Origin of the sequence: Couchioplanes caeruleus (assembly GCF_023499255.1) — a bacterium.
In the GTDB taxonomy this organism is placed as follows: domain Bacteria; phylum Actinomycetota; class Actinomycetes; order Mycobacteriales; family Micromonosporaceae; genus Actinoplanes; species Actinoplanes caeruleus_A.
The window spans coordinates 2,647,303-2,673,143 of record NZ_CP092183.1; the positions used below are offsets into that span (position 1 = coordinate 2,647,303).

Genomic DNA, 25,841 nt, shown 5'->3' on the forward strand with positions numbered 1-25,841 from the left:
GACTTGTCATGGCTGAGGAACTGAACCGTCCGAAGGACGAGCTGCTCAGTGAGACCGAGGAGCTGGAGAAGCGGTCCGCGGCCGCCCGCCTCTTCGACGTGCGCCGCGTCATCGGCGGCCTGTTCGTCGTGTACGGCGTGATCGTCACCCTGCTGGGGCTGTTCAACTCGAGCAAGGACCTGGACAAGGCGCAGGGCGTCCGGATCAACCTCTGGATGGGCCTGTCGATGCTGGTGCTGGGCCTGCTCTTCCTGGCCTGGATGTGGTGGCGCCCGACCGCGGTGCCCTCGACCGAGGAGCTGCGCGAGGAACTGCGTGAGGAGCGCGACGACAACCGGGAGGGCTGACCGCTTCCGCCCCGGCCGGCTCGCTCCGGCCGGGGCGCCGGTGGGTCAGGAGGCGGGCTGAACCTGGAACGAGCTGTCCGCCGTGAACGTCGCCGAGCCGTCCGGTTCGTCGATGTAGAGCTCGGTGCCGCGCCGGTGCACCACGTGGTCCGGGTAGTTCTTCGAGGTCAGCCGTACGGTCCCGGCGGCCGGCCCCGGCTGCGGGCAGAACGTGGCGTCGTTGCGGAAGAGGTCCGAGTCGTCCGTGGCGTCGAAGCGCAGCCGGTAGTCGAAGTGGCGCAGGTATCTGCCGTCCTCGGCCCGGAACGAGAAGCAGGTCGGGTCCGCGAGGCCGGGGCCGGCGACCAGGACCATCCGCTCGTCCGGCGCCATCGCGGCGAAGCCGTTCGCCGAGGTCAGGTGCGTGTCCGGGTCGTCGAGCGGGGCCAGCAGCCAGGAACCGGCGGCGAGGCGGGGCCGCGACGGGCTCGGCGGGGCCGCCGACGAGGGTGCCGGTGCCGGAGGCTGGGTGCGCGGTTGCGGCTCGTCCGCGGCGGCGCGCCAGATGGTGTAGCCGAGGGCCAGGACGCCGACGATGCCCGCGCACACGAGGGCGGTGACCGCGGGGTGGGTACGGGTGAGCAGGCCCGGCCGGGGCTCCCGGACGTCGACGCCGCCACGCCCGTAGACGGTGCCGGCGGGGCGCTGTGGTTCGGGTGCCTGACCGGTCATCGTGTCCCTTCTCCGCCTGCGTTGCCGGGGCCGGTGGGAGAGTACCGGGCGGTGGCGGCCACTGAACGGCAACCCGGGCGGCCCGTTTGATGGAGAAAGCGGTGCGGCACGGGTGCAGCTCGGTTGCACCGCCACCCCGGACCTTTCAGTGGGTACACCCAGCTCCCGATACTCAGGGGCATGGAACCCCTCGCCTCAGTAAGCCTCGCCAGCGGAGCGTCACCACGCCCCGCCGGCTGGCAGATGCAGCTTCGAGTTGACTATGTGGTCAACAAGGTCATGCAGACGCATCGCGGCCAGTCCGAGGATGCGGTCGCGCAGGCCATCAACGATCAGCTCCGCAGCGTCGGCGTCGTGCCGAACGGCCGGCAGATCGCCCAGTACGCGGCGGCAATCAGCCAGTTGCCGCTGCTCCCGCCCAACAACCGGACCGCGTGATCCCCGCGGTTCCCCGCCGGTCCGCCGTCAGCGGGCGGGGAATCGCAGGATCCGGTCGTCGCCGTCGCGGGCGTCACCGCGGCCGTCCGTGTTCGACGTCGTGAGCCACAGCGCGCCGTCCGGCGCCACGGCCACCGTACGCAACCGGCCGTAGCGCCCGGAGAACTCGGCCCGCGGCTCGCCCCCGCCCAGCGGTACGGTCCACAGCCGCTCCCCGCGCAGCGCCGCGACGTACATCGTGTCGCCGGCGATCGCCGCACCCGAGGGTGACGCCTCGTCGGTGCTCCAGGTGACGAGCGGGTTGACGTACCGGTCGTCGTCGCTCGTGCCCTCGACCTCCGGCCAGCCGTAGTTCTTCCCCGGCTCGATCCGGTTGATCTCGTCGAAGCGGTTCTGGCCGAACTCCACGGCGTACATCGTCTTGTCGGCCGCCCAGGCGAGCCCCTGCACGTTGCGGTGCCCCAGGCTCCAGACCGCGGAGCCCGCGCGCGGGTTGCCGGGCGCCGGTTCACCCTCGGGCGTCAGCCGCAGGATCTTGCCGTTGCTGTCCTGCGGATCCTGCGACGCGGAACGGTTCCCCGCGTCGCCCGTACCCGCGTAGAGCATGCCGTCCGGGCCGAACGCGATCCGGCCGCCGTTGTGGATGCCGGCCTTGTCGATCCCGTCGAAGATCACTTCCGGGGCGGCGTCGCTGCCCAGCTTGAAGCGCACGATGCGGTTGTCGTCCGCCGCGGTGTGGTACGCGTACACCCAGCGGGTGCGGGCGTAGTCCTTCGCGACCGCCAGACCCAGCAGGCCGCCCTCGCCCTCCGCGGCGACACCGGGCACCCGGTACACCTCGCGGGGCTTGCCGCCGCCGGTGGAGACCTGCAGCACGCGCGCGCTGTCGCGCTCGGCCACCAGCGCGGTGCCGTCGGGAAGGAAGGCGAGGCCCCACGGCGCCGTGAGGCCGGTGGCGACGGTCTGCGGCGCGCCGAGATCCGGGGTGGCGCCGGTGGCCGAGGGGGCCGCCGCGGTGGTGGCCGGGGCCGACGGCGTGGCCGGGGCGGCGGAGGCGGCCGGCGCGCCCCCGTCGTCTCCGGAACAGGCGGTGAGCAGGGCGGCGCTCGCCGTGGCGACGGCCAATCCCCAGCGCGAGGCGGAATTCATCCGTTCAGCCTGCCTGCACCGCCTGTGAGAAAACTGAACATTCGCCCGGGCGAGTCCTTGACACGGCATCCACCGGCTCGGGAGGGTCCACACACGACCTTCCCACCCATGGAGGCCTCCACCATGACACCAGCCCGCTGGGCGACCGCCTGCGCGCTCTCCCTCGTGACCGCGGCCGCCGCGGTCCTTCCGGGGGTCGCGCCGGCCGCCGCGGCGCCCGCCGAGGACACCCTCGGCGTGTACGTCGGCACCCTCGACGCCAGGCAGCTCGAACGGCTGCGCGGCGCCGGCATCGACCACGACGAGAGCGCGGTGCGAGCAGCCGCGAACGGCAAGATAGCCGTCGAGACGATCCTCGGGCGGCAACAGGCCGACCGGCTCGTCGCCGCCGGCGTGCCCCTGACCCTCAAGCGCAGCACCGCCCGGATGCGCGCCGAGGCCACCGCCGCGCCCACGGTCTTCCGGCCGTACGAGGGCAAGGGCGGCCTGCGCGAGGAGCTGGCCGCCACGGCCGCGCAGAACCCGCGCCTGGCCAAGCTCGTGACGATCGGCCGTACGCTCAAGGGCGTACCCATCCAGGCCGTGAAGGTGACCCGCGACGCGCGGGTCGTGCCCGACGGGCGACGCCCGGCGGTCCTCTACGCCGGCGCCCAGCACGCCCGGGAGTGGATCACGCCGGAGATGAACCGGCGGCTGCTGCACCACATGATCGACGGGTACGGCACGGACGCCACCATCACCCGGATCCTCAACACGACCGAGCTGTGGTTCGTGCCGGTCGCCAACCCCGACGGGTACGACTTCACGTTCACCGAGGGCCACCGCCTCTGGCGCAAGAACCTGCGCGACAACAACGGCGACGGGCAGATCACCGCGGGCGACGGCGTCGACATCAACCGCAACTTCGCCGAGAAGTGGGGTTACGACAACGAGGGTTCGTCGCCCGACCCGGCCAGCGAGACGTTCCGCGGTTCCGGGCCGAACTCCGAGCCGGAGACCCAGGCCCTCGACGCGCTGTTCAAGCGGATCGGCTTCGAGTTCCTCGTCAACTACCACTCGGCCGCGGAGCTGCTGCTCTACGGCGTCGGGTGGCAGGTGAGCACGCCCAGCCCGGACGACCAGATCGCCGTCGCCCTGGCCGGCGACGACGCCCACCCGGCGGTGCCCGGCTACGACCCGGACCTGTCCGCGGAGCTGTACACCACCAACGGCGACACCGACTTCCACGCCCAGGTGCGCACCGGGACGATCGGCTTCACCCCGGAGATGAGCACCTGCGAGACGGTCTCCGCGCTGGACCCGGACGATCAGTGGGACCCGGCCGACTGCGAGAGCGGCTTCAACTTCCCGGACGACGAGAAGCTGATCCAGGACGAGTTCGTCAAGAACCTGCCGTTCGCCCTCTCCGTCGCGCAGTCCGCCAAGGACCCCGCCAACCCCGTGTCGTCGGTCGGCCGCAGCACGCCCGACCTGGCGGTGGACGCCTTCAGCACCTCGTACGGGCGGCGCCAGCAGGTCGCCGTGACGGCCAAGCGCAGCCTGGGCGCCGTCACCCTGCACTACTCGGTCAACGGCGGCCGCGCCCGGCTCGCCCGCACCGCGCAGTGGCGCGGCGGCGAGCGCTACGGCGACGGCCTCGACAAGTACTTCGCCGAACGGCGTGGCGTGGTCCCGTGGGCGCGCCCCGGCGACAAGGTCAAGGTGTGGTTCACCGCCCGCAAGGGCCGCGCCACGGTCACCTCGGCGAACTTCGCGTACACGGTCGCGAAGAAGATCGGCGGTGACGTGCTGGTGATCGCCGCCGAGGACGTCACGGGCGTCTCGCCGGCGGCCACCGACGGCGCGACCAGCGCCCGCTACGCCGACGAGCACGTGGCGTCGCTGCGCAAGGCCGGGTACTCGGCGGACGTCTACGACCTCGACACCAACGGCCGGCAGGCGCCGCACCCGCTCGGGGTGCTGTCGCACTACAAGGCCGTGGTGTGGGAGACCGGCGACGACATCATCCCGCGCGCCTCCGGCCAGCCGGCCGGAACGGTGGCCCGCTCGGCGCTGGAGACCGAGCTCGCCGTGCGCGACTACCTCAACGAGGGCGGCAAGCTGCTGCTCGGCGGCAAGTACGCCGGCTTCGCCCAGGGCGCGAACGGCGCGTACCGCTACCTGCCCGACGGCCCGGGGGAGTGCACCGACCCGGAGAACCCCGCCTGCCTGCAGCTGTTCAACGACTTCCAGCAGTACTGGCTGGGTGCGTACTCGTACGTGGACGGCGGCGGCGCCGGCGCGGACGGCAAGCCGTACCCGCTGGTCGGGACGGCCGGGAAGTTCGAGGGCTACACCGGCACGGTCGCCGAGAGCCACACCGCGGCGTTCCTGGCCACGTCGAGCTTCCTGCCGCCGAAGCAGTTCCCGCAGTTCGCGGACGCGGTGGCTCCGCTCGACTGGAAGCTGCCCGGCGCGGCGCCGTACGACCCGTACGACGGCGCCTGGTACCTGTGGAGCGGTCAGGCCGACAGCTCGTACAAGCGGCTCACCAAGACGATCGACCTGTCCGGCGCGCAGACCGCCCGGCTGAAGTTCCACACCTCGTTCGACATCGAGCCGAACTGGGACTTCATGTTCGTCGAGGCGCACCCGGCCGGCACCGACGAGTGGACGACGCTGCCCGACGCCAACGGGCTGACCACCACGAACACCGGCGACAGCTGCCAGTCGCAGATCGCCGGCCTGCACCCGTTCGTGGCGCACTACCAGAGCCCGGACTGCACGCCGACCGGCACCACGGGCACCTGGAACGCGGCGACCGGCGCCAGCGGCGGCTGGAAGGAGTTCGACGCCGACCTGTCCGCGTACGCGGGCAAGCAGGTCGAGGTCTCGATCACGTACATGTCCGACTGGAGCACCCAGGGCCTGGGCGTCTTCCTCGACGACGTCCGCGTGGAGACCGGCGGCACGGTCGCCCAGTCGACCTCGTTCGAGAGCGACCTCGGCGGCTGGACGGTTGCCGGCCCGCCGCCCGGCTCCGGCATCAACAGCAACACCTGGACGCGCAGCCAGCTGGCGTTCGACTCGGGCGCGGCGACCACCACGAAGGACACCGTCTACCTGGGCTTCGGCCTCGAGGCGCTCCCGCAGGCCGACCGTGACGCGCTGGTCAAGCGCGCCCTGAAGCACCTCTTTGGGAGGTAATCCGCCGTAATCACCCACCGCGCCGCGCGCCCCGTCCGAGGATGAGGCGCGCGGCGCGCTGCCGTGCAGGGCGGAGAGACGACGCAGTGCGAGCACCATCCCGGCCGTACCCGGCCGCGTTCCTGGCCGTGTTCCTGGCCGTCGCGACGGCCGTGACCACGGCGGCGGCCCCCGCCCACGCCGCCCGGGACCGCCTGTCGGCGTGGACACCGTGCGCCGAGGACCGCACCGCCCAGTGCGCGACCATGACGGCGCCGGCGGACCGGTCCGACCCGTACAGCCCGTCGGTGCGCATCGCCGTGGCCCGCCGCCCCGCGACCGACCCGGCGCACCGCATCGGCACGCTCCTGGTCAACCCCGGCGGCCCGGGTGGCTCGGGCGTCGACTTCGCCCTGGACAGCCCCTGGTTCTTCAGCCCGCAGCTGCGCCGCCGCTTCGACGTCGTCGGCTTCGACCCCCGCGGGGTCGCCCGCAGCAGCCCGGTGCGGTGCTCGGCGTCGCTGCTCGCCGCCGGGCCGTCCGTGCCGATCTCCACTTCCCGCGGGTACGGCGCAACCGTCGCATACAACCGCAGGCTCGCGGCTGACTGTGCACGGCTCAGCGGCCCCGTCTTCGGCCACGCCGACACGCTGAGCGTGGCTCGCGACATGGACGCGCTCCGCGCCGCGCTGGGTGAGCGCACGATCAGCTTCTACGGCGTCTCGTACGGCACCCTGCTCGGCACCCAGTACGCGGAGCTCTACCCGGACCGCGTCCGAGCCCTGGCGCTCGACAGCGTGATGGACCACAGCGGCGACACGGGCGCCTTCCTGACCGCCGAGACGGCCGCGGCCCAGGACGCCTTCGACCAGTTCGCCGCCTGGTGTGCCCGCAGCACCGAGTGCGCGCTGCACGGCCGCGACGTCCGCACGCTCTGGTCCCGCCTGCTGGACCGCGCCCGCCGCGGCCTGCTGCCCGACCCGTTCGACCCGTCCCGCCGGCTCACCGAGTACGACCTGCTCGGCGTGGCCTTCGGCTCCTTCTACGACCCGCAGTGGCACTCGCTCGCGATCTACCTGCTGGAGGCGTCGTCGGGCGCCCGCTCGCGCCGCGCGCCCACCGGCATCGAGCACAGCTTCCCGGCGGTCTTCTGCGACGACTGGACGCTGCCGCTCGGCGGCTGGCCGGACCTGCGCGACCGCCTCGCCGCCCTGGCCGCCCGCAACCCGCAGATGCCGGTGTCCCCGCTCGCGCTGGCGTCGGTGACGGGTTGCCTCGGCTGGCCGCTGGGGACGGACAACCCGCAGCGGGTGCCGGCGCCGCTGCGCACCGGTCCGGTCCTGCTCATCAACTCCCGCCACGACCCGGCCACCCCGTACGCCTGGGCCCGCACCGTCGCCGCCCAGCTCGGCCCGCGCGCGTCGCTGGTCACGTACGAGGGCTGGGGCCACACCGTGTACGGCCGCAGCGGCTGCGTGACCGCGGCGGTCGACCGGTACCTGCTGACCGTGCGGCCGCCGGCGGCGGGGCTGTCCTGCCCGGGCGTGGAACCGCAGGAGGGCGGGGTGGGCAAGCGCCCGGCCGCTTCCGTGGGCGGTCCCGCGCTTGCGTGGGCCGGAACTCCGGGCTGACCGCCGGCGGTCGGCGCCGTGACCTGTTCCGTGCCGCCCCTCCCGCCCGCCGACTCGCGCCCCGCAGCCCTTGTCGCCGCCCCACCCGCCGCCCTCGCCGCCCCACCCGCCGTCCTTTCGCCGCCCTCCTCGCTGTCCTCCCCGGCCCTCTTGCAGCCCTTCTCCGGGCGCTCCTCGCCGCTCTTCTTGCTGGCCCGTCCGGCGTGACCCGCGTCCCATTCGCGGGGCGGGCGGCTCCCGTGGGTGCGGGGTATCGTTAGCCAGGCTAACTACCCGGCCACCCGATCCCGGTAGCGAGGAGGGCGCCTGTTGAGCCGCCGCGCGCCCAAGGCGTCCATCGACCCCGACACCCGCAAGACCTGGCTCCGGCGGGCCCTGCCGCTCGTCAAAGCCCACCGCGCCCTGCTCATCACCTCGCTGGTGCTGTCCTTCGCCGGCCTCGTCGTCCAGGTGCAGATCCCCAACCTGGTCCGCATCGGCATCGACCGGGCCGTCGTGGAGCGCACCGCCCAGCTCTCCACGTACGTGTGGTGGATCGTCGCCTTCGCCCTCCTGCAGGGCGTCATCAACTATCTGGCCCGGCTCTACCTGCTGCGCACCGCCTACGAGCTCGAGTACGACCTGCGCAACATCGTGTACGCCCACCTCGCCCGGATGCCGTTCGGCTTCTTCGACCGGGTGCAGTCCGGCGAGCTGATGTCGCGTTCCGGCTCCGACATCCGGGCGGTGCAGATGTACCTGTCGTTCGGCCCGTCGATCATCGTGCAGTGCCTGATCGCGGTCGTCGCGTTCGGCCTGATGCTCTCCATCAACGTCCCGCTGGCGATCGTCGCGATGGCCACCATGCCGGTCATCGGCTTCCTCGGCGTCGGCATGCGCAAGGCGATCTTCCCGGTGTCGTGGCTGATCCAGGCCCGGCTGGCCCGGCTCGCCACGGTGGTCGACGAGAACATCCAGGGCGTACGCATCGTGAAGGCGTTCGCGGCGGAGGGGCGTCAGCTGCGCACCCTCGCCGAGTCCGCCGACGAGGTGCGGTGGGCGTACCTGCAGGACGCCCGCATCCGCAGCCGATGGAACCCGGTCCTCGACAACCTGCCCCGCCTCGGCCTGGCGCTGGTCCTGCTGGTCGGCGGCCTCATGGTGATCCGCGGCGGGACGACGGTCGGCACGATCGTGGCGTTCAACTCGTACGTGCTCATGCTCCAGCCACCGTTCCGCATGCTCGGCATGATGATCATGCTGGGCCAGCGCGCGTCGGCATCGGCCCGGCGCATCTACGAGATCCTCGACACCCCCAGCGAGATCGTCGACGCTCCCGACCCCGTCGACGTGCGGCTGCGGGGAGACGTGCGTTTCGAGGACGTACGGTTCGCGTACCCGAACGGCACGCTCGCCCTCGACGGCCTGAACCTGCACGTCACCCCCGGCGAAACGGTCGCGGTCGTGGGCGCCACGGGCAGCGGCAAGTCCACCCTGGGCCGCCTCCTCGCCCGCTTCTACGACGTGACGTCGTGCCAGGTCACGATCGACGGCCACGACGTCCGTACGCTGCGCCTGGCAGGCCTGCGCGACCAGGTCGGCATCGTGCCGGACGAGCCGTTCCTGTTCTCGCTGTCCCTGCACGACAACATCGCGTACGGCCGCCCCGAAGCCACCCGCGCCGAGGTCGAGGACGTGGCCCGCGCGGCCGGCGCCGACGACTTCATCCGCCGGCTCCCGGACGGCTACGACACGGTCGTCGGCGAGCGCGGCTACACACTCTCGGGCGGCCAGCGCCAACGCGTCGCCATCGCCCGCGCGCTGCTGGTCAATCCCCCGATCCTGGTCCTCGACGACGCAACCAGCGCCATCGACGTCACGGTCGAACAACGCATCCACGGCTCGCTGCGCGACCGCATGAAGGGCCGCACCACCCTGATCGTCGCCCACCGCCTGTCCACGATCGGCCTCGCCGACCGCGTGATCCTCATGGAAGCGGGCCGCGTGACGGCGGACGGCACCCACGAATCCCTGCTGGCGACGGAACCCCGATACAGCCGCGTGCTCGCCACCCTCACCACCGACGACACCGACGACGACGCCCCGATCGGCCCGGCCACCGCGGCGGTCCGAGCTGGTCCGGCACGTCCGGCTGGTCCGGCACGTCCGGCTGGTCCGGCACGTCCGGCTGGTCCGGCACGTCCGGCTGGTCCGGCTGGTTCGGCTGGTTCGGCACGTCCTGCTGGTCCGGTTGGTTCGGCTGGTTCGGCTGGTTCGGGTGGTCCGACGGCCCCGGGCGATGTCGGCGGTCCGGCGGCCCCGGCCGGTCCGGGTGGCACGGTGGCCGCGAATTGGCCGGCCGCCGCCCGCAGCGTGGCCATTGCGAACGGCGCGGCCTCGGACGGCTCGGCGGCTGCGAACGGCGCGGTGGCGTCCGACGGTGCAGCGGCTGCGAACGGTGCGGCCTCGGACGACACGGCGACTGCAAACGGCCCGGCGGCTGCGGACGGCCGAGCGGCTGCGGACGGCCCGGCGGCTGCGGATGGCACGGCGGCTACCAACGGCACGGCGGCTGCGGACGGCCCGGCAGCTGTGAACAGCCCGAACGGCCCGTCAGCTGCCAACGGCTCGGTGGCGCCCAACGGCTCGGCGGCGCCCAACGGCTCGGCGGCGCCCAACGGCTCGGCGGCTGCCAAGGGCGCGGCGAGCCCGGACGGCTCGGCCGTTGACGATGGCGCGGCGGCCTCGGATGGTGTGGCGGTCCAGGGTGGCGCGGTGGTCTCGGATGGTGTGGCGGTCCAGGGTGGCGCGGCGGCCTCGGATGGTGTGGCGGCCCAGGGCGGCGCGCCGGTCTCGGATGGTGCGGGGGCTGAGGGCGGCCCGGGCTCCGCGAGCTCGGCGGACGTGGATGATGCGGAGGTCGCGGCGTGAGCCTGTTCGGTGGCGGCTTCGGGGGGTTCAATGCCGGCGGGCGGCCCTCCGTCGGTGCGGCCGGGCGTAAGGGCAACGGCCTGCCGTTCGCGGGCATCCCGGCCGACCTGGCCGAGGGTGTCGCGAAGCTGGAGGCGCGCGAACCCGATCACGGCGATCCCCGCGTGTCCTTCGACCCGGTGGCCGACGGCGGCGGGCGGGTCACGCTCGGGCGGCTCGTCGCCGGGCGGACCGGGCTGCTGGTCGCCGCCGTGCTGGCCGTGCTCGTGGAGGCGCTGCTGCTGCAGGCCGGCCCGTACCTCGTGCAGGTGGGCATCGACCACGGGATGGTCGGCCGGGACGTGCGGGTGCTGGTCGGGGCGACCGTCGCCTTCGTGGCCGCCGTGCTGCTCACCGGGGTGGCCACCGCCGTACGCATGCGCCAGAGCGGTCTGCTCGCCGCCTCCGCCACCCGCGACCTGCGGATCCGGATCTTCGCTCACCTGCAACGGATGTCGCTGGACTACTACACCAGCGAGAAGGCCGGGGTCACCATGACCCGGATGACCTCCGACGTGGAGGCGCTGCAGAGCCTGCTCGCGGACGGCTTCGCCCAGTTCGGCATCCAGGCGCTGACGATGGTGCTGGTCACCGGCGTGCTCCTCCACTACAACGTGGAGCTGACGCTGATCACGCTGCTGCTCATCGTGCCGCCGCTGACGGTGGCGTCGCTGTGGTTCCGGCGGGCGGCCGACCGTGGTTACAACCGGCAGCGGGACACGATCGCCGCCATGTTCGCCGACCTGTCGGAGAGCCTCAACGGGGCGCGCGTGATCACCGCCCACAACCGGCAGGACCGCAACATCGTCGCGCACCGGGACGTCGTGGGCGCCTATCGCGACGCGAACGACTTCACCGGGCGGATCAACGCCGTCTACGGCCCCGGGACGTCGGCGATCGGCCTGCTCGGCATGGCGGCGCTGCTGCTGATCGGCGGTCGCATGGTGCTGCGCGGTTCGCTGACCATCGGCGAGCTCACCGCCTTCGTGCTCTATCTGAACTCGTTCTTCCAGCCCGTGCAGCAGCTGGTCCAGCTCTACACCCAGTACCAGCAGGGCCGGGCCGCGGTGGGGAAGATCAACGGGCTGCTCGGCACGGCGCCGTCCGTACGCCCCAAGCCCGGCGCGGTCGAGCTCCCACCGGTCCGCGGCGAGATCGTCCTCGACGACGTGACCTTCGGCTACCTGCCCGACCGGCCCGTCCTGGAGCACGTGCGCCTCACGGTCCGGCCCGGTGAGACCATCGCCTGCGTCGGGCCCACCGGCGCCGGCAAGTCGACGCTGGCCAAGCTCGTCACGCGGCTCTACGACCCGACCGGCGGCCGGATCCTCATCGACGGCCACGACCTGCGGGACGTCACGCTGGAATCGCTGCGCCGGCAGATCGGCGTGGTGCCGCAGGAGCCGTTCCTCTTCGCCGGGACGCTGCGCGACAACATCGCCTTCGCCCGGCCGGATGCGTCCGACGCCGAAGTGTGGGCGGCCGTGGACGAGGTGGGACTGCGTGACCTGGTGGAGCGCTCGCCGGAGGGCCTGCAGACCCCGCTGCACGAGCGCGGCCAGTCGGTGTCGTCGGGGGAGCGGCAGCTGCTCGCGCTGGCCCGCGCCTTCCTGGCCGAGCCGCGGGTGGTGGTGCTGGACGAGGCGACGTCGAGCCTCGACCTGCGCAGCGAGCTGCGGGTGGAGGCGGCCCTGGACCGGCTGCTGCAGGGACGCACGGCGATCCTGGTCGCGCACCGGCTCTCCACCGCGATGCGCGCCGACCGGATCATCGTGGTGGACGATCACGGCATCGTGGAGTCGGGAAGTCACGATGAGCTGGTCGCCGCCGGCGGCCGCTACGCACAGATGTACGCGACCTGGGCGGCACACGGCGCGACCGACCACGCAGCGTGAGGAGTGCGTCCCGGGTTGTGTCCGGTGGCTGCTGCCGGTAGGCAGAGAGGGTCTGTCCACACTCTCTCTATCGCGCCGGAGGCACGATGCGGTTCTCTCTCGCGCTCGCCACCACGGTCACCCTCGCTATGACAACCGTCACCCTGGCCCCGACCAGCGCGAACGCTCACGCGACACCCAACGGTCCCACCGCGGTGGGCTTCGGCGGCGCCGTCTCGACCGTCGATACCACCGCCACCGCCGTCGGCCTGGACGTGCTCCGCCGCGGCGGCAACGCCGTCGACGCCGCGGTCGCCGCGGCGGCCACCCTCGGCGTCACCGAGCCCTTCTCCGCGGGCATCGGCGGCGGCGGCTTCTTCGTCTACTACGACGCCAAGCGGCACGCGGTCAGCACGATCGACGGGCGCGAGTCCGGCCCGGCCACGATGACCGAGACGACGTTCATCGACCCCGCCGACGGCCAGCCGTACGACTTCCAGGAGGCCCGGGTCAGCGGCCTCTCGGTCGGCACGCCCGGCACGCTGGCGACCTGGGAGGCGGCGTCCCGCAAGTGGGGCACCCGGCCGCTCGGCGCTCTGCTGCTGCCGGCCGCGAAGGTGGCCGACCGCGGCTTCCCCGTCGACGCCACGTTCCACCAGCAGGTCGCCGACAACGCCGCGCAGTTCGCCCAGTTCGGGTCCACCTCGGAGATCTACCTGCCCGGTGGCGCCCCGCCCGCGGTCGGCTCGACCCTGCGCAACCCCGACCTCGCCGACACCTACCGGCTGATCGCCCGCCGCGGCACCGGCGTGTTCTACCGCGGACCGATCGGCGCCGACGTCGTCCGTACGGTGCAGCACCCGCCCGTCGACCCGACTCCCGCCCTGCCGTGGGCGTACCCGATCCGTCCCGGTGATCTGCGCATGTCGGACCTGGCGCACTACCAGGTCCGCTACCCGGCGCCGACCAGGTCCGGCTACCGCGGGCTGAGCGTGTACGGCATGTCCACGCCGTCCAGCGGCGGCACGGCGGTGAGCGAGGCGCTGAACATCCTCGAGAAGACCGACCTGTCCAAGGTCTCGATGACCCAGGCGCTGCACCGGTACCTGGAGTCGAGCGCGCTGTCGTTCGCCGACCGCAACCGTTATGTCGGGGCGTACACGCCGCAGCCCGTGCTCGACAAGCTGGTCAGCGACGGCTGGGCGAGCCAGCGCGCCTGCCAGATCAACCCGGACCACGCGCTGACCAAGCCGGTCCCGCCGGGCGACATCAACGCCTCGGGCTGCACGCCCGCGCCGGTCGGCGGCCCGGTGGAACAGGGCCAGAGCACGACCAACCTGACCGTGGCCGACCGGTGGGGCAACGTCGTCGAGTACACGCTGACGATCGAGCAGACCGGCGGCAACGCCATGGTCGTCCCCGGCCGCGGCTTCCTGCTCAACAACGAACTGACGGACTTCAATTTCACGGGTACGCAGGGAAGCGCGCCGGACCCGAACCTGCCCGGCCCCGGCAAGCGCCCGCGCAGCTCGATGTCGCCGACCATCGTCCTCAAGGACGGCAAGCCGTTCCTGGCCGCCGGGTCGCCCGGCGGCGCGACCATCATCACGACGGTGCTGCAGATCCTGGTGAACCGCATCGACCTCGGGATGACCCTGCCGGAGGCGATGGCGGCGCCGCGTGCCTCGCAGCGCAACACGCCCGGAATCCAGGCCGAACCGGCATTCCACCAGCGGTACGGGCCCGGCCTGGAAGCGCTGGGCCACACGTTCGGCCCGGACGTGGCGGAGCTCGGCGCGGCCACCGCGATCGAGTTCACCCGCCACGGCGGACTGATCGCCACGGCGGAACCGGTCCGCCGCGGCGGCGGCTCAGCCGGCGTGCTCTGGCCGCGACGATAGAACGCCGAACGAGAAACGGGCGGGCCGCTCACGGCCCGCCCGTTTCTCATGCTGTCAGCGCGATGGTCAGCGCACCCGCCGCCACCAGCACCCCCGCCCACAGCTTGTCCACGTTGAACCAGGCCCGGCGCAGCACGTTCAGCCCCACGAACTCGTACACCAGCACCGCACATCCGCCCATCACCGCGAACATCGCCACGGTGTGCACGCCGGCGGCGAGCAGGCCCTGCAGTGCCCCGCCCGGGGCCGCCGCCATCGTGTGTGCCATGTGCGGGCCGGTGGCCATGGGCGTGGTCGCCAGGACCGGGAGGAGCATCAGGCCGGCGCCGTGCGCCGAGGACATGAGGAACGACCAGCCGGCGAGCTGGGCCCGGGACAGTCGCATGCCCGCCCACCGGAAGTGCCGCTCGGACAGCAGCCGCCACAGGCCGAAGCCGACCAGGAGGACGCCGCCCGTGATGGCCACGACGTTGCCGGCCACGGCCGACCGGGTCGCCGAGACGACCGCCGCCACGATCGCCACCGAGGCGAGGTGCCCGGCGGCGATCGGGGGCAGCGAGCGCAGGAGCACCGTACGGCTGCCTTCCTGCATGCCGCGGGCCACCGCGAAGAGCCAGCCCATCGCGGGGTTGAGGCCGTGGAACGCGCCGAGCGCGGCGAGGGCGGCGAGCTGACCAGCCGTCACGGGAAGCAGTACGAGTCGGACGAGGCGTCGCCGCCCTGCAGCCGGGTCTGGTGCACGCGCAGCCCGCGGAACTCGTCGCCGTGCGGGAAGAAGCGTTCGTCCAGCGTCATGCCACCGTTCTCCGTGTCCACGTCGATCTTCGCCATCCACGCGCCGACGCCGTGCGGGTAGAACTGGTCGTCCCAGGAGCCGTACAGCGAGTTGGTGACGTAGACCCGCTTGCCGTCGCGGCTGATCTCGACCATCTGGGGGCCGCCGGCGAGCCGTTCGTCCGGGGCGGACGGGTGCGGCACGCGACCGGTCACGCCGCCGAGCCGGATCGAGCCGGTCTCCCTCGGGTGGAACGGGTCGGAGACGTCGAACTGCTTGAGCTCGCCCGTACCCCAGCAGGAGACGTAGAGGAACCGGTCGTCGACGGACAGGTCGATGTCGGTGACCAGCGGCGGCACGGCCCCGAACGGCTGCAGCGCCGGCGGCAGGTCCGCGGCGTCCGCGGGCTCGGCGGGGATGTCGATGACCTTCGTGACCTTGAATTCCCCGTTGTCCCGGTGCCACACCCAGACCGACGCCGACAGGTCCTCGACGCTGGTGACGACACCGACGAAGCCGTACTCCTTGCGCGGGTCGTGGGCCGGGCGCAGCTCGAGGGGCATCTGGTACTGGTCGCCGAGGTCGACGGTCTGCACGAGGGTGCGCTTGGCGAGGTCCCAGAAGTGGATGCTGTGGCCGTACTTGCGGCCGACCAGCAGCTCCGGGTTGATGCCGTCCTCGATCATCGACGGCGTGCCCCACTCCGACGACACCAGCACGTCGCGGGTCAGGTGCCACCAGAAGTCGTACGCGAAGTACTGGTCGCCGCGGTCGTTCTCCCAGGCGCCACGTACCTCGAACGTGGTGTGGTCCAGGATCGCGATGCCGCCCGGGCCCTCGGTGGAACCGCCGCCCAGCGCGGACACGTAGATGCCGTCCGGTCCGCAATGGATCGTGTGCGGCCGCGAATAGCCCGCCTTCGTGGCCAGGTCCTCCGCCGGGATCTCCTTGACCAGCCTCGGGTTGCGCGGGTCGTCCTTGGTGTCGAGCACGTAGATCCGGGAGGACCGCAGGCCGGGCACGATCAGGTAGCGCCGCTCGACGTGCGGGTGCGGCGCGGACGGGCACAGCGCGCTCGAGCACGCGTTCCAGCCGAAGTGGTGCAGCTCGTCGCCGGTGTGCGGGAGGTCGGTCCAGCCCACCACCGTCCCGTACGCGCCGGAAGCGGGATCGGTGTCCACGACGGCGATGGCGTCGGGCTTCTCGGCGGCGCGGTCGAAGGCCGCGACGTAGGCCAGCTGCTCGGCGGGCGCTCGCACGGCGTCGCGCGGCGAGGCGTAGAACGTGGGGTCAGGGGTCCACCGGGTCATGGAGGTCATCCTCGTCCCGCGGACCGCCGCTGACCAGGGGGGAAAGTGTCAACAGGTTGTCAACGGGCCTCGAGCGGCAGCCGCACCAGGACCGTCGTGCCCGGACCGTCGTGCTCGGACAGCGCGATGCTGCCGTGGTGGCGGTGCACCACGGCCCGGCTCAGCGTGAGGCCCAGCCCCGTACCCGGAATGGCCCGGTCCCGGGCCCGGCTGGTGCGGTAGAGGCCGGCGAACATCTTCTCCCGCTCGTCGGCGGACACGCCGATGCCGGTGTCGGAGACGGCCAGCTCGGCGGCGCCGCCGGCGGCGCGCAGCCGGACCGTGATCCGGCCGCCGTCCGGGCTGTACTTGATCGCGTTGCCGAGCAGGTTGTCCACGACCTGCCGCAGCCGCCGCCGGTCGCCCGGGACGACGAGCCGGTCGGGCAGCTCCTCCGCGATGAGCAGCGGCTCGCCCTCGACCGCCTTGCGCGCGCTCGCCAGCGCCTCGCGGACGACCTCGGCGAGGTCCAGCGGCGTCAGCTGGACCGCCGCGTGCCCGGTGTCCAGCGCGGAGAGCTCGAGCAGCTCGTTGATGATGTGCCGCAGCGCGGTGGTGTTGCGGTCGATCACCTCCAGCATCGCCGGCCCGTCGCGGGTCAGCGTCTCCGCATCCGCCTCCCGCAGCAGTTCCGTGTACGCGCCGATCGAGGTCAGCGGCGTCCGCAGCTCGTGCCCGATGAGCGCCAGATAGTCGTTCTTGCTGCGGGTGAGCTGGCGCTGCAGGTCCTCGACCACCCGGCTCTCCACGAACTGGCCGATGTGCGCCGCGATGCCGGACATGAGCGTGACCAGTTCGTCGTCCGGGTTCTCCACGGTGTCGGCGAAGACCGTGAGCACGCCCAGCGGTTCCAGCCCGTGCCGCACGGGGAGCGCCAGGGCCGCGTGCAGCCGGGAACCCTCGGCCGTCGCGGCGGAGATCAGGCTCTGCGGCAGGCCGACGTCGCGGATCCACAGTGGCTTGCCGGCCTGCCAGACCCGGCCGGCCAGGCCCGTGCCGTACGGCAGCTCCGCCGGCACCTCGATGCGCCCGTCCCAGCCGGGCGCGTTCCAGTGCGCGACCGACCGCACGACCTGGGCCGCCTCGTCGACCAGCCACAGCTCGGCGTGGGTCCAGCCCAGCGTGCTGACCACGGCCTCGAGCACCCGCGGGCCGGCGGCCGCCACGTCGGCGGCCCCGGACAGCGCCGTGATCACGCTCAGCTCGCAGGTGCGGAACCGTTCGGCCCGCTTGCGCCGGGTGACGTCCTGCACGGCCTGGACCGCGCCGAGCGTACGCCCGTCCGGCCCGCTGATCGGTGTCGCGTCGACGACGTAGTACCGGGTCCGCCGGCCCTGCCCCGACAGCACCAGCTCGTGATCGCGCAGATGCTCGCCCCGCAACGCGCGGAGCAACGAGATGCTCTCCGGCGTGATCGGCTTGCCCTCCGCGTCGCTGAGCCCGGCGATGGTGCCGTCCGGGCCGGGCTCGGAGGAGAGCCCCGCGCCGTCCCTCAGTTGCTGCATCCGGGCGTTGACCAGCACGACCCGCCCGTCGGCGTCGCACGCGGTGACCCCGTCGTGCAGGTTGTCGAGCACGGCGTCGAGGAACCGCCGCTGCTTGTCCACCTCGTGCCGGGCGAGCTGCTCGGTGATCAGCAGCGTCCCGACCTGCGCGGCCTCCGCGACGGCGGCGTACTCGTCGGCGGTCCACTCCCGCGGCTCCACGTCGAACGCGCAGCACACCCCGAGCACAACGCCGTGCTCGTCCCGGATCGGATGCCCCAGGTAGCCCCCGATGAGGCGGTGCACCCGGACGGGCGAGGTGGGCGGCACCCGCTCGTCGGTGGCGACGTCCTCGATGACCAGGGGCTGCCCGGTGGTCACGACGATGCCGCCGAGCGTGTCGACGACGGGGATGTCGCGGAAGTCCTCGCGCTGCAGCTCCAGCCGGAAGCCGCCGTACAGCCGGAGCCGGTCGCCGTCGACGAAGTGCACCAGACCGCTGTGCGCGCGGACCGAGCGGGCGATCAGGGCGGCGAGGTGGTCGGCGGCGCCGAGCGCCAGGACGCCGTGGCCCGGGCCGGAGGCGCTAATCGCTGTGGTGTTCCGGGCCGGTGCGTCGCCGGGTGCGGACGTGCGGCTCGGCTCGTCCCGGTCCGCGGTCGGCCCGGACGGCGGCTCGCTCTCCGTGCCGCCCGGACGCCCGAGGCGGTCCGGCCCGTCCTGGCGCTCAAGGCCAAGATCACTTCGTGGCATGCGCGGACCTCCGCCTTCAGCGTACGGGGGCGAAAGCGATAAAACCGGCGAACTCGCTCAGCGCCGGCGGTACACGAGATCGACGATCTCCCGCCCGGCCCGTACGCCCCGATCCTCGAACTTCGTCCGCGGCCGGTGCCCGGGCCGGGGCGCGTACCCGCCGTACGCGTTGACCAGGCCGGGATCGCCGTCGAGCGTCTCCCGCATCGCCTCGGCGTACTGCGGCCAGTCGGTCGCGCAATGCAGCGTGCCGCCGGGCCGGAGCCGCTCGCGCAGCAGCGCGACGTTCCCCGGCGAGATCAGCCGGCGCTTGTGGTGGCGCGCCTTGGGCCACGGATCGGGAAAGAAGCTGTGCACGGCGTCCAGGCTGCCCGCCGGCAACCGCCGGACCAGCTCCATCGCGTCGCCGTGCGCGACGCGGACGTTCGTCAGGTCCCGCTCGGCGACCAGCGCCAGCAGGTTCCCGATCCCCGGCGTGTGCACCTCGACCCCGAGATAATCGCGTCCGGGATCGGCGGCGGCCATCTCCGCGGTCGACTCACCCATCCCGAAACCGATTTCGAGTACGCGCGGAGCGTCGCGGCCGAAGAGCTCCGCGAGGTCGAGCGGGCTGCGGTCCCCGTCGACGACGGTCAGGCCCAGCCGGTGCCACTGCTCCGCGAAGGCGTCCGCGTGCCGGTTGCTCATCCGGCCCCGGCGCGGGTGAAACGTCCGGATCGGCCGCTCGGCCGTCTCGCTCATCGGGTCGCTCGGGAGCCGGGTCATGCCGTTGGTCGTGTCGCTCGGGGGCCGCGTCATGCCGTTGGTCGTGTCGCTCGGGGGCCGCGTCGTGTCGTTCATCAGGCGCCCAGAATAGGCGCGCCGGCCCGGGAACCCCGGACCGGCCGCCTGCACCGCGTGCTTATCGCTTGGGCTGGACGCTGGGCTGCGAGCCCTGGTGGAACGGCGTGCGCGCGCCGGTGGACAGGTTGACCACCATCACCCACGAGCCGCTCTTGTAGGTTCCGCTCACCACGGCGCGGGTGCTGTCCACGTACGCGAGCTCCCGGTCCTGGGCCGCGCCGACCGTACGCTTCGCGCCCGTCGCGGTGTCGTACTCCTCGACGTGCACGGGCTGGTCGTCCGCCGCGGTCTCGCCCTTCTGGTACGCCGTCCACGCCAGCTTCGCCCCGTCCGCGCGCCAGCAGGGGACGACCGCGAACCCGGAGTTCTGCCGGCTGCCGCCCCCGTACGCCGCGACGGTCTTCTCGCCGCCGGTCGCCACGGTGCCCACGCTCAGGCAGGCGTCGTAGATCGACTCGCAGTCCCCGCCGCGGAACGCGACCTTGCTCCCGTCGGGCGACCATGCCACGGCGTCGTCGTACCGGAGCCGCTCGCTCAGCGACCCCGTCGCGGCGGCCGTCGCGGCCGGCTCGGCGGGCAGCTCCTCATCGCGGCAGTAGCTCGGGAACAGCACCTGCGGCTGCGCGCCGGCCACCGTCGCCGAGATCCGGTACACCCCCGGGCCGCCGGAGCACGACAGCGAGGCGAACGCGATCCACGAGCCGTCCGCCGACCACGACGGCCCGGCCGCGGCCCGCGTGGTGAGCCGCCGCTTCGCGCTCCCGTCGGCCTTCATGGTCCACAACTGACCGTTCCGCAGCAGGGCGATCGACCGCCCGTCCGCCGACCACCGCGGCCGCGACCATCCACCCCCGGTGGTCACCCGCGTCTCGGCGGCGCCCTTGCTGACGTACACATCCCCGCTGCGCACGTACGCGACGAGGCTCGGCATGCTCGGCACGGCAGCGGCGGCGGGCGCGGGCGCCGCGATCGAGACCCCGGCGATCCCCGCCGCCGCCACCATCAGATTTCCGGTTACCCGCCCGAACACCGACATGCCCAACGCCCCCCGACGCCTTGCTTCCTGCTGACACCGGAGACATCGTCGCAACCGCGCTGCACCTAAGAAGTTCCCACTCCGAAACCGAAACAATTCCGGACCGTTCGGACGATCCACCATCCGCCGGTGGACGAACCCGGTACGCACAACCCACCCGCAACCGCCCCGCAACCGGAAGGGGCCCGCACGGTGCAGGGCCGATGGCGGTATCGGTGAGGATGCGGCGTTGATACCGGGCCGCGGAGCGCGGGGAGTGCGGACCGGACGGCCGGCGCGCCTGGCTCGTCGACCCGGCGGTGCGGGCCGGGTGCTGCGGGATATGCGGTACGTGAGTGCCGCGGCCGGCAGCGCGCATGGTGGGCACCGGGAGACCGATCCGGCCGCCGGCCCGGCCTGCAACCGGCCGGTCGGGCTGCAGCCAGGCTGACCCATATCGGGCTCGGCTCGGCTCGGGCCGGGAGGGGCTCGGCCCGGGTTCGGGTCGGATTCGGGCCGGGGCCGGGGCCGGGGCCGGGGTTGGGTCGGGGCTGGGTCGGGTCAGGCCGGGTCAGGCCCGGGCCGGGTCAGGCTGGGCCGGGTCAGGCTGGGCCGGGTCAGGCCGAGTCAGGCCGGGTCGGACCGGTGCGGGCCGTGGCGGGCAGGTGGCGCGGCGAGCGGTGGGGCCGACGGGCTCGGCGCGGCGGTGGCCGGTGGGGGGCCGACGGGCCAGGCGGGGCGGTGGACCGCGCGGAAGCGGCTCGAGGCGCCTGCCGGGCCGCAAGGGTTGGTGTTGCGCGCGCCCGCCCCGCCCCCGGACCTGCCGCCGGGAGCGAGGCGGACGGGCCGCGCGACCGTCAGGCTGCCGTGGCTGCCCACATCGCCGTGAAGGCTGCCGCCTCGCCGGCCAGCCAGTGCTCCACGTCGCTCGTCTTCGCCGCCGGGTCCAGGCGGTGGGTGGTGCCGCGCCGGAGGTCGACGAGGACCGGTTCGGCGTTGGGGAGGATCTGGTCCATGTGCCGGGCCATCAGGTGCAGCGTCGCGGTGACCGCTTCGGGGGTCGGCGGTTCCTCGTCGAAGTGCAGGCGGACCGCTTCGCGGCGGCCGTCGGCGTACCGGAGGCCGAAGTGGGGGTTGATCTTCACGGCGAGGGGGCCGACGGAGGCGAGGGCCTCGCGGGGCTGGGCGAGGCTGACGTGCTCGGGGTCGCCCAGCGAGTGCAGGTAGGTGAGGGCTCCCGCGCTGACCGCCTCGTAGAGCGGCTTCCAGCGGGGCTTGACCAGCTCGGTGACGGCCGTCAGGTAGGTGCCGCCGGTGCGGAACGCGACGTCCGCCTTCAGCGCCTTGACGAGCTGGCCGTGCGGGTTGAAGCCGGTGCGGCGCTCGCGCTGGCGGCGCAGGCCGCCGACGAACGTGGCCTTGGAGGGGCCGGTGCGGGCCACGTAGCGGGTGAAGCCGAGCATCGTCGCGTACGGCGGAATCGCAGGGGTCGAAGAGGGCAGAACGGGCACGGTCACGGTGATCTCCCCGCAGCTCAGCGGCTGTTTTCGTACATACATTCTAATCGACGGGTACGACATTCCCAACCGTGCTGCGGGCGGTCAGCGGGGTGCCGTCGGCTCGATCTTGGACAGTGCCGTCCAGGTCCGTTCGAGCAGGAGCGGGACGACGATCCCCTCGATGTTGTCGCGGAAGTGCGGGGTGGCCCGGTGGTCGGCGAAGGCCGCCTCGTCCGCGTAGACCTCGTAGAGCACGAATCGGGTCGGGTCGTCCGCGTGCTGGTGCGCGGTGAACGTCACGCACCCGGGCTCGGCCGCGCTCGCCGCGGCGTGCCGGCTCAGGACCTCGCGCACCGTACGGGCGTCGGCTTCGGTCGTGCGGTAGTGGGCGATCACGGTGTACGACGGCATGCGGGCACGGTAACAACGCTCGGTGATCATCGATGGCTGATACTCGGGGGATGGCCCTGATCCGCTGTGACTTCTCGTCCGAGGCGCTGGCGCTCGGCACCTCGATGACGGTGCTGCTGCCGCAGACCGCGAGCACCCAGATCGGCCTCGCCGGCCGCGCGTCCGACGCCGCGCCGCCCGTGCTCTATCTGTTGCACGGGCTCACCGACGACGACACCGCCTGGACGCGGTACACGTCGATCGAGCGGTACGCCGCCGCGAAGGGCCTGGCCGTCGTCATGCCGCAGGTGCACCGCAGCTTCTACGCCGACGAGCGGTACGGCCTGAAGTTCTGGACGTTCCTCTCCGAGGAGCTGCCGTCCGTGGTGTCGTCCTTCTTCCGGGTCTCCACCCGGCGCGAGGACACCTTCGTCGCCGGTCTCTCCATGGGCGGGTACGGCGCCTTCAAGTGGGCGCTCCGGCAGCCGGAGCGCTTCGCCGCCGCCGCGAGCCTCTCGGGCGTGCTGGACCTGGCGTACATGGCGGAGTGGGACAAGCGTCCGCACATCAGTGAGCTGATGGCCCGGGTCTTCGGCGGCCGTCCGGTCGCCGGCACCGACGACGACCTGCTGCACCTGCTGCGGCAGCGGGCCGGCGGCGATCTGCCCGCGCTCCTGCTGCGCTGCGGCACGGAGGACTACCTGGCCGCCCAGAATGAGCGCTTCCTCGCCGCCTGCCGGCGCCACGAGGTTGCCGTCGACGCGGCCTTCGGGCCGGGTGATCACGAGTGGGGCTACTGGGACGCCCAGATCCGGACCGTCCTCGACTGGCTGCCGCTGAGGTCCTGAGCCGTCCTAGGTCTGCAGCGTGGAGGCCATCCGCGCCTGCTCCTCGAGCACCTCGTTCATCCGCTCCTGCACCGCGCTGATCTGCCCGATGGTCTCGCTGGTGGTCAGGATGCCGGCGGAGACCGTACGCGTGCTGTTCTGGATGCCGTTGATCTGTTCCGACACCCGCTGGGTGGCCTCGGCGGTCTCCCGGGCCAGGTCCTTGACCTCCCCGGCGACGACGGCGAAACCGCGGCCGACCTCGCCGGCGCGGGCGGCCTCGATGGTCGCGTTGAGGGCGAGCAGGTTGGTCTGGTCGGCGATCGACGAAATGATCTTGATGACGTCGCCGATGGCGGCCGACGCCTGGCCCAGCGCCTCGACCTCCTGGGTCATCTCGGAGGCGCGGGCGACGGCGTCCTGGGCGACCCGGGTCGCGTCGTCGCTGGCCGCGCGCAGGCGGGAGACCGTGTCGAGCAGCGACCGCGAGTTCTCCGCCGCGTACTCGTTGCCGCGGACGATGTCGAGCCGCTGCGACACCAGCTCCTGCACGTTGCGCAGCGCCGACGCGCGGGAGTCGGACAGCTCGATGAACTCGGTGGTGAAGAAGTCCATCGTGCCGATGATCCGGCCGTGGCTCGTGATCGGCATGCAGATGCCCGAGCGGACGCCGGCCCGCTGGGCGGCGGGGGCGCGTACGCAGTCGGTCAGCTCGCCGATGTCGCGGACGAACACCAGGTCGCGAGCCCGCCACGCGCGTCCCGAGAGGCCGACGCCCTCGGCGAAGGTGGCCGCCAGGGTCACCTTGCGGAACTCGTCGCCGGCCGAGCCCGACTCGACCTTGAACTTCAGCAGGTTGTCGTTCTCGTCGATCTCCCAGTAGGAGCCGTACGCCCAGCCGAACGCCCTGCGCACCGACTCGAGCGCGATCCGCAGCGTGGAGGGGATGTCCCGGGCCTCGCCGAGCGCGGTCACGACGTTGGTCACGGCGAGCCGGTCGCCGGCGACCTGGCGCAACTCGGCGGCGGCCAGCGCGGAGAAGCGGGCGCGCTCGGCGATGCGGGCGATCGTGGCCCACTTCTCGCTGCGCGGGCCCTCCAGGTACAGCGGCTCGGGGGAGTAGTACTCGAGGACGGCGATGACCTGGCCGTCCTGCAGCACCGGCGTGACCACGGCGGCTTCCATCCCGGCGCGCGCCGCGGCCTGGCACCGCTGGCAGTCCAGGCACTGCTCCATCGCGTCGACGTAGACCGGCAGCTTGGTGCGTACGGCGCGGCCGACGAGGCCGGTGTCCATGGGTACGGGCTTGCCGGCGATCACCGCCTGCAGCTCGTCCACCAGCGACCCGGTCTCGTAGCCCACCTCGACCTGGCCGTCCCCGGTGGGCAGCCACACCGCCCCGTAGCTGAGGTTGTGCGAGGCCACCGTGCTGTCGACGGTGACCCGCCAGGCGGTCTGCTCGTCCGTCACGCCGTCGAGATCCATGATCAGCTTCTCGAGGCTCTCGACGTCGCGCGGCACGGCCTGCAGCGCCGGGACTCCGGCCGTGCGCGAACGAAATGAGACCACCGTGGCACTCCCGTCCCTCGTTATGCCCTGGGTTCACCCATCATCGGACAGCCACCACCGGCGAGGCGGCGATTTGGGCGAAACGGGCGGTGGGGACCTTGCCGCGGCGACCTGGCGGCGGGAAGCCGGCCCGGCCAGGCCCCGCGGCGGGAACTGGCGCGGGTCCGGTGGCGGGAGCCGGCCCGGCTCGCCGGCCGGGGAGCTGCTGCGGCCGCGGTCCGGCGCCGGCCGCGGCCGCGACGTCTCAGTCCGAATCCCGGGTCTGCTCGGCGAGGAACCGTTCCAGCTCGGCACCGAGCTCGTCGGCGCTCGGCAGGGCGGTGCCGGACTCGGCGAGCAGGTTGCCGGCCCGGCCGCGGACGAACGCGTCGTACTGCGCCTCCAGGGACGCGACCAGGCGTACGGCCTGCTCGTCGTCGGCCACCTGCTTGTCGATCTCCTCGCGCACCTCGGTGGCGGCCTCGTGCAGTGCCGCGGTCGGCAGGACCAGCCCGGTGGCGTTGGCGACCGACTCGACGAGCAGTTCCGCGGCGGGCGGGTAGGTGGTCTGCGCGAGATAGTGGGGGACGTGCGCGGCGTACCCCATCGCGTCGTGGCCGGCTTCGCCGAGGCGGAACTCGAGCAGGTTGCCGACGCTGGCCGGGACCTGCACCCGCTGCAGCCAGGACTCGTGCTCGCCGAGCAGGCGCCGGTCGGTGGCGTGCGCGGTGACGCTCAGCGGGCGGGTGTGCGGCACGGCCATCGGGATCGCGTTGAGGCCGACGGTCACGGACACGCCGAAACGGTCGATGAGCCCGCGTACGGCCGCGATGAAGCGTTCCCACTGCAGGTCGGGCTCGGGGCCGGCGAGCAGCAGGAACGGCGTGCCGGTCAGGTCCTTCACGAGGTGCAGCGCGAGGACGGGGGTCTCGTAGCTCTCCCAGTGGTCCTCGACGAAGATCATCGGGGGCCGGCGGGACCGGTAGTCCAGGAGCTGGTCGAGGTCGAAGGTCGCCAGCACCCGCCCCTCGAAGTTCTCCAGCAGGTGGTCGCGGGACAGCTGCACGGCGCTGCCCGCGTCGACGAACCCCGTGAGCGCCTGGACGAGCACCACGCCGTCCAGCTCGGGCAGGTCGTCGGCCAACTCGTAGAGCCCGTGTGGGTCGAGCACGCTCCAAGACCTCCTCGTGTCC

The 25,841-nt window shown here is 72.8% G+C and carries 19 protein-coding genes; 8 read left to right on the forward strand and 11 right to left on the reverse strand.

Going from position 1 to position 25,841, the window contains the following annotated elements; genetic code table 11:
- Positions 1-8: 8 nt before the first annotated feature.
- On the forward strand, positions 9-347 hold the full coding sequence (locus tag COUCH_RS12400) for a hypothetical protein (protein WP_249612232.1): 339 nt from the start codon (positions 9-11) through the stop codon (positions 345-347).
- A gap of 45 nt (positions 348-392) precedes the next feature.
- Here the strand turns inward: COUCH_RS12400 and COUCH_RS12405 are convergent, their stop codons facing one another.
- A complete protein-coding gene (locus COUCH_RS12405; protein ID WP_249612233.1) occupies positions 393-1,058 on the reverse strand; it encodes an AbfB domain-containing protein in 666 nt (221 codons plus the stop codon).
- A gap of 180 nt (positions 1,059-1,238) precedes the next feature.
- Here COUCH_RS12405 and COUCH_RS12410 point away from each other — a divergent pair, with 180 nt between their 5' ends.
- Entirely contained in the window at positions 1,239-1,496 is a 258-nt protein-coding gene (locus COUCH_RS12410; protein WP_249612234.1) for a hypothetical protein, read from the forward strand.
- A gap of 27 nt (positions 1,497-1,523) precedes the next feature.
- Here the strand turns inward: COUCH_RS12410 and COUCH_RS12415 are convergent, their stop codons facing one another.
- Positions 1,524-2,645 carry a PQQ-dependent sugar dehydrogenase gene (locus tag COUCH_RS12415; protein ID WP_249612235.1) on the reverse strand — a complete coding sequence of 374 codons (1,122 nt, stop codon included), beginning with the start codon at positions 2,643-2,645 and terminating at the stop codon, positions 1,524-1,526.
- A gap of 123 nt (positions 2,646-2,768) precedes the next feature.
- On the opposite strand from COUCH_RS12415, the gene COUCH_RS12420 reads away from it, so the two are divergent.
- The 5 genes from COUCH_RS12420 to ggt all read left to right on the forward strand — a co-directional run bounded on the left by COUCH_RS12420 (position 2,769) and on the right by ggt (position 14,165).
- Positions 2,769-5,831: a M14 family metallopeptidase gene (locus COUCH_RS12420; protein WP_249612236.1), complete on the forward strand. Its 3,063-nt coding sequence runs from the start codon at positions 2,769-2,771 to the stop codon at positions 5,829-5,831.
- 86 nt (positions 5,832-5,917) lie between these two features.
- Complete coding sequence (locus COUCH_RS12425; protein ID WP_249612237.1) at positions 5,918-7,441, forward strand: alpha/beta hydrolase; 1,524 nt, start codon at positions 5,918-5,920, stop codon at positions 7,439-7,441.
- Positions 7,442-7,750: 309 nt separating this feature from the next.
- Positions 7,751-10,351: an ABC transporter transmembrane domain-containing protein gene (locus COUCH_RS12430; protein WP_249612238.1), complete on the forward strand. Its 2,601-nt coding sequence runs from the start codon at positions 7,751-7,753 to the stop codon at positions 10,349-10,351.
- The gene (locus COUCH_RS12435) at positions 10,348-12,285 is read left to right on the forward strand and encodes an ABC transporter ATP-binding protein (protein WP_249612239.1); all 1,938 of its coding nucleotides are present in this window, start codon (positions 10,348-10,350) and stop codon (positions 12,283-12,285) included. Before COUCH_RS12430 ends, COUCH_RS12435 begins: the two co-directional genes overlap by 4 nt.
- A gap of 86 nt (positions 12,286-12,371) precedes the next feature.
- Positions 12,372-14,165: a gamma-glutamyltransferase gene (gene ggt, locus COUCH_RS12440; protein ID WP_430640922.1), complete on the forward strand. Its 1,794-nt coding sequence runs from the start codon at positions 12,372-12,374 to the stop codon at positions 14,163-14,165.
- A gap of 46 nt (positions 14,166-14,211) precedes the next feature.
- Here the strand turns inward: ggt and COUCH_RS12445 are convergent, their stop codons facing one another.
- The 7 genes from COUCH_RS12445 to COUCH_RS12475 form a co-directional block, all read right to left on the reverse strand.
- Positions 14,212-14,850 carry a hypothetical protein gene (locus tag COUCH_RS12445; protein ID WP_249612240.1) on the reverse strand — a complete coding sequence of 213 codons (639 nt, stop codon included), beginning with the start codon at positions 14,848-14,850 and terminating at the stop codon, positions 14,212-14,214.
- Positions 14,847-16,250, reverse strand: a complete 1,404-nt coding sequence (locus COUCH_RS12450) for a selenium-binding family protein (RefSeq protein ID WP_249612241.1) — start codon at positions 16,248-16,250, stop codon at positions 14,847-14,849. Before COUCH_RS12450 ends, COUCH_RS12445 begins: the two co-directional genes overlap by 4 nt.
- Before the next feature lie 59 nt (positions 16,251-16,309).
- Positions 16,310-18,526, reverse strand: a complete 2,217-nt coding sequence (locus COUCH_RS12455; RefSeq protein ID WP_249612242.1) for an ATP-binding protein — start codon at positions 18,524-18,526, stop codon at positions 16,310-16,312.
- Positions 18,527-18,583: 57 nt separating this feature from the next.
- Positions 18,584-19,291: a tRNA (guanosine(46)-N7)-methyltransferase TrmB gene (gene trmB / locus COUCH_RS12460; protein ID WP_430640974.1), complete on the reverse strand. Its 708-nt coding sequence runs from the start codon at positions 19,289-19,291 to the stop codon at positions 18,584-18,586.
- A 136-nt stretch (positions 19,292-19,427) separates the two neighbouring features.
- Positions 19,428-20,405, reverse strand: coding sequence for a TolB family protein (locus tag COUCH_RS12465; protein ID WP_249612243.1), 978 nt, complete (start codon positions 20,403-20,405; stop codon positions 19,428-19,430).
- Between the two features lie 836 nt (positions 20,406-21,241).
- Entirely contained in the window at positions 21,242-21,907 is a 666-nt protein-coding gene (locus COUCH_RS12470; RefSeq protein WP_430640975.1) for a hypothetical protein, read from the reverse strand.
- Between the two features lie 78 nt (positions 21,908-21,985).
- Positions 21,986-22,294, reverse strand: a complete 309-nt coding sequence (locus COUCH_RS12475; RefSeq protein ID WP_249612244.1) for a putative quinol monooxygenase — start codon at positions 22,292-22,294, stop codon at positions 21,986-21,988.
- 50 nt (positions 22,295-22,344) lie between these two features.
- Between COUCH_RS12475 and COUCH_RS12480 the strand changes: the two genes are divergently transcribed.
- Complete coding sequence (locus tag COUCH_RS12480) at positions 22,345-23,121, forward strand: alpha/beta hydrolase (protein WP_249612245.1); 777 nt, start codon at positions 22,345-22,347, stop codon at positions 23,119-23,121.
- A gap of 6 nt (positions 23,122-23,127) precedes the next feature.
- On the opposite strand, the gene COUCH_RS12485 is transcribed toward COUCH_RS12480, so the two are convergent.
- Positions 23,128-24,669, reverse strand: a complete 1,542-nt coding sequence (locus COUCH_RS12485) for a methyl-accepting chemotaxis protein (protein ID WP_275980097.1) — start codon at positions 24,667-24,669, stop codon at positions 23,128-23,130.
- A gap of 244 nt (positions 24,670-24,913) precedes the next feature.
- Positions 24,914-25,819 (reverse strand): proteasome assembly chaperone family protein, encoded by a 906-nt coding sequence (locus tag COUCH_RS12490; protein ID WP_249612246.1) that lies wholly within the window; start codon positions 25,817-25,819, stop codon positions 24,914-24,916.
- Between the last annotated feature and the right edge of the window lie 22 nt (positions 25,820-25,841).

Bases quoted from the DNA above. Each gene is read 5' to 3' on its own strand.
- COUCH_RS12455 (WP_249612242.1), bottom strand. From the start codon at position 18,526: ATGCCACGAAGTGATCTTGGCCTTGAGCGCCAGGACGGGCCGGACCGC.
- COUCH_RS12415 (WP_249612235.1), bottom strand. From the start codon at position 2,645: ATGAATTCCGCCTCGCGCTGGGGATTGGCCGTCGCCACGGCGAGCGCC.
- COUCH_RS12405 (WP_249612233.1), bottom strand. From the start codon at position 1,058: ATGACCGGTCAGGCACCCGAACCACAGCGCCCCGCCGGCACCGTCTAC.
- COUCH_RS12400 (WP_249612232.1), top strand. From the start codon at position 9: ATGGCTGAGGAACTGAACCGTCCGAAGGACGAGCTGCTCAGTGAGACC.
- COUCH_RS12465 (WP_249612243.1), bottom strand. From the start codon at position 20,405: ATGTCGGTGTTCGGGCGGGTAACCGGAAATCTGATGGTGGCGGCGGCG.
- ggt (WP_430640922.1), top strand. From the start codon at position 12,372: ATGCGGTTCTCTCTCGCGCTCGCCACCACGGTCACCCTCGCTATGACA.
- COUCH_RS12450 (WP_249612241.1), bottom strand. From the start codon at position 16,250: ATGACCCGGTGGACCCCTGACCCCACGTTCTACGCCTCGCCGCGCGAC.
- trmB (WP_430640974.1), bottom strand. From the start codon at position 19,291: ATGACCCGGCTCCCGAGCGACCCGATGAGCGAGACGGCCGAGCGGCCG.
- COUCH_RS12410 (WP_249612234.1), top strand. From the start codon at position 1,239: ATGGAACCCCTCGCCTCAGTAAGCCTCGCCAGCGGAGCGTCACCACGC.
- COUCH_RS12420 (WP_249612236.1), top strand. From the start codon at position 2,769: ATGACACCAGCCCGCTGGGCGACCGCCTGCGCGCTCTCCCTCGTGACC.
- COUCH_RS12475 (WP_249612244.1), bottom strand. From the start codon at position 22,294: ATGCCGTCGTACACCGTGATCGCCCACTACCGCACGACCGAAGCCGAC.
- COUCH_RS12480 (WP_249612245.1), top strand. From the start codon at position 22,345: ATGGCCCTGATCCGCTGTGACTTCTCGTCCGAGGCGCTGGCGCTCGGC.